This window comes from Pseudomonas sp. (assembly GCF_049301935.1).
GTDB lineage: Bacteria > Pseudomonadota > Gammaproteobacteria > Pseudomonadales > Pseudomonadaceae > Aquipseudomonas.
Genome location: NZ_JBAQLP010000082.1, coordinates 23841 through 30814 on the forward strand (window position 1 = coordinate 23841; position 6974 = coordinate 30814).

Below are 6974 nucleotides of genomic sequence, written 5' to 3' on the forward strand. Positions count from 1 at the left end.
GCGTAATATAAAAGCCGTTATTCTGGCCGCCTTTCGTAGCTGGTAATCAAAGGTGCTCCCGTGCGTTTGGCTTTATTCGATCTCGACAATACCCTGCTCGGCGGCGACAGCGACCATGCCTGGGGTGACTACCTGTGTGAGCGCGGCATCCTCGACGGCATCGCCTACAAGGCGCGCAACGATGCGTTCTATCAGGACTACCTGGCCGGGCGCCTGAATATCACCGACTACCTAAATTTCAGCCTGGAAATCCTCGGCCGCACGGAAATGGCCCAGCTGGAGCAGTGGCACCGCGAATTTATGCGCGATTGCGTCGAGCCGATCATCCTGGCCAAGGGCGAAGCACTGCTGGCCGAGCACCGCGAGGCCGGTGACAAGCTGCTGATCATCACCGCCACCAACCGTTTTGTTACCGCACCGATTGCCGCGCGCCTGGGTGTCGACACCTTGCTGGCTACCGAATGTGAAATGGCGGACGGCCGCTACACCGGACGCACCACCGATGTGCCGTGCTTTAAGGAAGGCAAGGTCACCCGCCTCAACCGCTGGCTCGGCGAAACCGGCATGAGCCTGCAAGACAGCTGCTTCTACAGCGACTCGTTGAATGACCTGCCGCTGCTGGAACAGGTCACCCGCCCCTTCGCCGTCGACCCCGACCCGAAGCTGCGTGCCGAAGCCGAGAAGCGTGGCTGGCCGGTTATTTCCTTGCGCTGAGCCGCTGCATTGATAGGTATCGCTGCGTTCAACCCATCCTACGACTCCAATAAAAACGCCGCCTGATCAGGCGGCGTTCTTTTATTGAGCGTTAATCAAGCCGGCTTGGCGCCCATCAGCCCCATAATCACCAGCAGCAGCAACAGGACCAGCCCGCTATAGGCCGCGCAGTAGCGCAGCAGCTTGACCGGCGCAGGGCTGTCGCCCAATGCCTGCCAGGCTGCCAGGCGACCATTGAGCAGCAGGCCAAACAGCACCAGCACGCCAAACAGCACACTGCTGGCCAGCAGCCAGGTCTGCCCCAGCGGAAAACCCGCCAGATTGACCAGCCACCAGCCGCTGACCGGCAGGCTCAGGGCCAGCAGACCGAACACCGGCAGGCTGATCAGCCGGGTGCGCTTGAGCTTGCGCTGCAGCACCGCGCTATCGCCACTGCGCGCGGCCTTCCAGAGCATAAACACATGGGCCAGCACACCCAGCAGCAACAGCATGCCCGGTGCACTGTGGAGAATTTTCAGCAGTGGGTAGTGTTCCATCGATCAGCTCCTGCCATTTAGAGCCTGTTCAAAGTCTCGCGAGCTAGAGCTATGCAAGGCGAAAACAGGCGAGGAAGCGCAGTGTACGAGTTGTACATGAGCATTCCGAGCCTGTTTTTAACGCAGCAGAGCCGACGCGCAGCAGATTTTGGATAGGTTCTTAGCCTAAAAAGAGTTTGTACGCCGGATTATCGCTCTCATCCCAGTAGCGGTAACCGATGGCATCCAGCGCCGCCGGCAATCGATGGCGCTCGGCACTTGGCACCTGTAAACCGGCCACCACGCGACCGTCGGCAGCGCCGTGATTGCGGTAGTGAAACATCGAGATATTCCAGCGCCCACCTAATTTCTGTAAGAAATTGAACAGCGCGCCCGGTCGCTCGGGGAACTCGAAGCGCAGCACCACTTCGTCCGGTACTGCCGCCGCATGGCCACCGACCATATGGCGGATATGCAGCTTGGCCAGCTCGTTATCGGTCAAATCCAGCACCGGGAAGCCCTGCTCACGCAGGCCCTGCACCAGCGCGGCACGCGGATCGTTTTCCGGATGGGTTTGCACGCCGACGAAAATGTGGGCTTCGCGGTCTTGGTGGTAGCGGTAGTTGAATTCGGTGATCTGGCGCTTGCCGATGGCCTCGCAGAACGCCTTGAAACTGCCGGGCTGTTCGGGGATGGTCACGGCGATGATGGCTTCGCGCTTCTCGCCCAGCTCGGCGCGCTCGGCCACGTGGCGCAGGCGGTCGAAGTTGACGTTGGCACCCGAGTCGATGCCGACCAGCACCTGAGCGTGGCAGCCTTCACGCTCCACGTACTTCTTGATCCCGGCCACGCTCAGCGCACCGGCGGGTTCGGTGATCGAGCGGGTGTCGTCGTAGATGTCCTTGATCGCCGCACAGATCTCGTCGGTGCTGACGGTGATCACCTCGTCGACATAGTCTTTGCACACAGCAAAGGTGTGCTGGCCAATCTGCGCCACCGCCACGCCGTCGGCAAACAGCCCGACCTGCGGCAAGACCACGCGCTCGCCAGCGGCCATGGCGGCTTGCAGGCAGTTGGAGTCGTCCGGCTCGACACCGATGATCTTGACCTCAGGACGCAGGTATTTCACATAGGCGGCGATACCGGCGATCAGCCCGCCGCCGCCGACCGGCACGAAGATCGCGTCGAGCTGGCCCGGCTGCTGACGGAGGATTTCCATGGCGATGGTGCCCTGGCCGGCGATGGTGTGCGGGTCATCGTAGGGGTGGATATAGATGTAGCCCTTCTCGTCCACCAGCTTCAACGAATAGGCCAGCGCCTCGGGGAAGCTGTCGCCGTGCAGCACCACCTTGCCGCCCCGCGAGCGTACACCCTGCACCTTGATCTCCGGGGTGGTCTTGGGCATCACGATGGTCGCCTTGACCCCCAGCACCTTGGCCGCCAGCGCCAGGCCCTGGGCATGGTTGCCGGCCGAGGCGGTGACCACGCCACGCGCCTGCTCTTCACTCGAAAGCTGCGCCAGCTTGTTGTAGGCCCCACGAATCTTGAACGAGTACACCGGCTGCAGGTCTTCGCGCTTGAGCAAAATCTGGTTGCCCAGACGCTCGGACAGCTGATGGGCGGCTTGCAACGGGGTTTCCACCGCCACGTCATAGACGCGCGAGGTAAGGATCTTCTTGACGTACTGTTCGAGCATGGCGGGCATCGCAGGCGGCTTTTCAGGGAGTTCGCGAGTCTACCCCAGGGCCGCGCTGATCGACCATATAACGTCCAGGGTTTTCCCGCCTCAGGTCCGCTGGCGGCCCAGCCGCGCTATAATTCGCGCCTTTCCCTCACTCCAGACCAGGCCCATGATGAACCAGGATCAACTCAAGCAAGCCGTCGCCCAGGCTGCCGTCGACTTTATTCTTCCCAAACTCGACGCCAAGAGTGTGATCGGAGTCGGCACCGGCTCCACCGCCAACTGTTTTATCGATGCCCTGGCCAAGCACAAGATGGAATTCGACGGCGCCGTCGCCAGCTCCGAAGCCACCGCCGCGCGCCTCAAGGGCCACGGCATCCCGGTGTACGAGCTGAACACGGTCAGCGACCTGGAGTTCTATGTCGACGGCGCCGATGAGAGCGACGAGCACCTCAACCTGATCAAGGGCGGCGGCGCGGCCCTGACCCGCGAGAAGATCGTCGCGGCCGTGGCGCAGACCTTTATCTGCATCGCCGACGCCAGCAAGCTGGTGCCAGTACTGGGTGCCTTCCCGCTGCCGGTGGAAGTGATTCCGATGGCGCGCAGCCATGTGGCGCGCCAACTGGTCAAACTCGGCGGCGACCCGGTGTACCGCGAAGGCGTGGTGACCGATAACGGCAATATCATCCTCGACGTATTCAACCTGTCGATCAGCAACCCGGCCGAACTGGAAAGCCAGATCAACGCCATCGTTGGCGTGGTTACCAATGGCCTGTTCGCCGCCCGCCCGGCCGATCTGCTGCTGCTGGGTACAGCTGAAGGCGTAAAAACCCTCAAGCGCGCCTGATACGTATAGCGGCAAGATCTGGCGGCTGTGCAAAAATGGATCAAGTCGGCAGACAGCCCGCGCCCTTGGCGTCATGCTGCCAGCATTGCTTAGCAGGCCGTTGAAACGTAATCAGGATCGTCAGGGAGTTCTATGTCCGCATTTGTCTCGTCCGCCCAGGATCGCCAGCTGGAGCTCGCCGATCTGCTGCGTGAGCTGGTCGCCCAGGGCCGGACCCATCAGGACAATGCCGAGCAGTGTCTGACGATTCGCCGCAGCGCCGTCAGCAACCAGCAACACCCGCTGGAGTTTCTCGCCGCGCAGCAACTCGATGACCTCAAACATCCGGGCAAGAAGCTTGACCTGGAGGCCCTGACCAGTTGGCTGGCGGAGCAATGCGGCCAGCCCTTTCTGCGCATCGACCCGCTGAAGATCAATGTCGCCGCCATCACCCCGCTGATGTCCTACGCCTTCGCCCAACGCCACAAGATTCTCGCTGTGGCGGTGGACAACGACAGCGTGACCATCGCCAGCAGCGAACCACTGGTGAACAGCTGGGAAGCCAACCTGACCCACGTGCTCAAACGCCCGATCAAGCGCGTGGTGGCCAGCCCGACGGATATCCAACGCTTTACCGTGGAGTTCTACCGCCTGGCCAAGTCGGTCAGCGGCGCCTCGGCCGGCGACAGCAAGATCAGCAACATGGGTAACTTCGAGCAGTTGCTCAACCTCGGCGCCCAGGATCAGGAGCCCGACGCCAACGACGCGCATATCGTCAATATCGTCGACTGGCTGTTCCAGTACGCCTTCACCCAGCGCGCCAGCGATATTCACATCGAGCCGCGCCGCGAGCAGGGCAGCGTGCGTTTTCGCATCGATGGCGTGCTGCACACCGTCTACCAATTCCCGCCCCAGGTGACCATGGCCATCGTCAGCCGCCTGAAAAGCCTGGGGCGGATGAACGTTGCGGAAAAGCGCAAACCGCAGGACGGCCGGGTCAAGACCAAGACCCCGGATGGCGGTGAAGTGGAGCTGCGCCTGTCGACCCTGCCCACCGCCTTCGGCGAGAAGATGGTGATGCGGATTTTTGACCCGGAGGTGCTGCTGAAAAGCTTCGACCAGCTGGGTTTCTCCCCGGACGACCTGAAACGCTGGCAGAGCATGACCAGCCAGCCCAACGGCATCATCCTGGTCACCGGGCCCACCGGCTCGGGCAAGACCACCACGCTGTACACCACACTCAAGCAGCTGGCCACGCCGGAAGTGAACCTCTGCACCATCGAAGACCCGATCGAGATGGTCGAAGGGGCCTTCAACCAGATGCAGGTGCAACACAACATCGACCTGACCTTCGCCAGCGGTGTGCGCGCGCTGATGCGCCAGGACCCAGACATCATCATGGTCGGCGAAATCCGCGACCTGGAAACCGCCGAGATGGCGATCCAGGCGGCGCTCACCGGGCACCTGGTGCTCTCCACCCTGCACACCAACGATGCGCCCAGCGCCATCACCCGCCTGCTGGAACTGGGCGTGCCGCACTACCTGCTCAAGTCCACCCTGCTCGGCGTCATGGCCCAGCGCCTGGTGCGTACCCTGTGCCCGCACTGCAAGGCGCCGCATACGCTCGATGAAGACGGCTGGCAGAGCCTGACCAAACCCTGGAACGCGCCCCTGCCGACCCAGGCCCATCGCGCCGTGGGCTGCCTGGAGTGCCGCGACACCGGCTACCGTGGCCGCGCCGGGGTCTATGAAATCATGCTGATCAATGATGCGATGAAGCCGCTGATCAGCGCCGACACCGACCTGGTTGCCCTGCGCCGGCATGCGTTCAAGGAAGGTATGCGCAGCCTACGCCTGTCTGGCGCGCAGAAGGTCGCCGCCGGCCTGACCACCATCGAGGAAGTGTTGCGGGTGACCCCGCAGAGCGAGCAGAAATAACCTTAGCCGGCGAGCCTCAGCTGCGAGGCAACCGTTGCTGACGGAGGAGGATGCTTGCCATCCGTTGCGGCTTGCAGTCCAAATAGGCAGAGGCTTTAAGCCAGCGCTGATTGGCATGCCAGGCGAAGAGAAACTGTCCGTCCTTGAGCTGATCGACCACCATCCGCGCCACTTCCGGGCGCACCGCCGGGCAACCCAGGCTGCGCCCGATACGCCCATGTTTCTGCGCCCAACCTGGGCTCACATAGCCGGCGCCGTGAATCACGATGGCGCGCTCGCGGGCCAAATCATTCAGCCCCGGCTCCAGGCCATCCATGCGCAGGGAATAGCCATGCTTGCCGCGGTAGCTTTCCGCCGTGCGAAACAGGCCCAGACTGGACTGATGGCTGCCCAGACGATTGGAGAACGCCTCGGCGAAGTTCTCCCCGGACTTGCGCCCATGGGCAACAAAATCGCGCAGCAGCAGACGTTTGCGCTGCAGATCGAAAATCCACAGACGACGCTCGGTGGAAGGCCGCGAATAATCGATCACCGCCAGGCGGCGAGCCGGATCAGCACCATGATTGACCGCACACTGCATAGCCGCCAGGGCATGCTGCAGCGCCTGCTGATTGAGCCCGGGGGCAATCCGCGCCAGATCCCTGAGCAAGCCATCCTGCTCTGTCGCCGTCGCCGACCAGGACATGCAAGAAAGCCAAAAGCCGATCAGGCAGAACCTGCCAAGACGTCCAAACATTGCGCAAATACCTCTAGTACCTTCGGACGTCCTGTCACAAGATCGAACCACCATAGGCTTATACTGGCTGCGGCTAACCCGCTTTTAGGCCAAGGACTGGAGCAGTAGGTTGTTCAAAAAATGCACACTCTACCTGAGCGCCGCCCTGCTCACCCTGCCATTGGTCGCCAATGCCGCCGATGAGTCCATTGCCAGCCGCGCCGACCTGCGCCCATTGCTTATTCAACTGACTCAACACTGCAACCCACTACCATTAAGCCTAGACGAGAATGCCCAGCGCCTGCTCCAGGCTTTCTACGCGCAACGCGACGGCCAACCCGCCTGGCAGAGCGCTGAGCAACGGCTGCAATTGCGCGAGCAGCTGGCGCAATTGGCCGATGACGGCCTGCAGCCCAGCGACTATCCGTTGCCGAGCCTGTCCGAGGAAGGCGTGGTCGCGCAGCCCGACTGCGCCGACCTGCTGACCAGCCACAGCTATCTGCAGGCCCTGCTGCACCTGCGCCGCGGCCGTTTGCTGCAACAACGCCTGGAACCGCTGTGGCAGGCGCCCGGGCAGACCCACCC

At 62.4% G+C, this 6974-nt stretch carries 6 protein-coding genes and 1 pseudogene; 4 read left to right on the forward strand and 3 right to left on the reverse strand.

Going from position 1 to position 6974, the window contains the following annotated elements; translation table 11 throughout:
• Positions 1–60: 60 nt before the first annotated feature.
• Positions 61–714, forward strand: a complete 654-nt coding sequence (locus WA145_RS11850) for an HAD family hydrolase (protein WP_422581767.1) — start codon at positions 61–63, stop codon at positions 712–714.
• 95 nt (positions 715–809) lie between these two features.
• On the opposite strand, the gene WA145_RS11855 is transcribed toward WA145_RS11850, so the two are convergent.
• Positions 810–1250: a DUF2269 family protein gene (locus tag WA145_RS11855; RefSeq protein WP_422581768.1), complete on the reverse strand. Its 441-nt coding sequence runs from the start codon at positions 1248–1250 to the stop codon at positions 810–812.
• Positions 1251–1410: 160 nt separating this feature from the next.
• Positions 1411–2925 carry a threonine ammonia-lyase, biosynthetic gene (gene ilvA / locus WA145_RS11860; RefSeq protein ID WP_422581769.1) on the reverse strand — a complete coding sequence of 505 codons (1515 nt, stop codon included), beginning with the start codon at positions 2923–2925 and terminating at the stop codon, positions 1411–1413.
• A 157-nt stretch (positions 2926–3082) separates the two neighbouring features.
• Here ilvA and rpiA point away from each other — a divergent pair, with 157 nt between their 5' ends.
• Together rpiA and WA145_RS11870 are read left to right on the forward strand one after the other, a co-directional pair.
• Positions 3083–3757, forward strand: coding sequence for a ribose-5-phosphate isomerase RpiA (rpiA, locus tag WA145_RS11865; protein WP_422581770.1), 675 nt, complete (start codon positions 3083–3085; stop codon positions 3755–3757).
• A 132-nt stretch (positions 3758–3889) separates the two neighbouring features.
• On the forward strand, positions 3890–5674 hold the full coding sequence (locus tag WA145_RS11870) for a GspE/PulE family protein (protein ID WP_422581771.1): 1785 nt from the start codon (positions 3890–3892) through the stop codon (positions 5672–5674).
• A gap of 16 nt (positions 5675–5690) precedes the next feature.
• On the opposite strand, the gene WA145_RS11875 is transcribed toward WA145_RS11870, so the two are convergent.
• Positions 5691–6410, reverse strand: a complete 720-nt coding sequence (locus tag WA145_RS11875) for a murein L,D-transpeptidase catalytic domain family protein (protein WP_422581772.1) — start codon at positions 6408–6410, stop codon at positions 5691–5693.
• A gap of 109 nt (positions 6411–6519) precedes the next feature.
• Between WA145_RS11875 and WA145_RS11880 the strand changes: the two are divergent.
• Positions 6520–6974, forward strand: a pseudogene (locus tag WA145_RS11880) (murein L,D-transpeptidase); the annotation flags it as partial.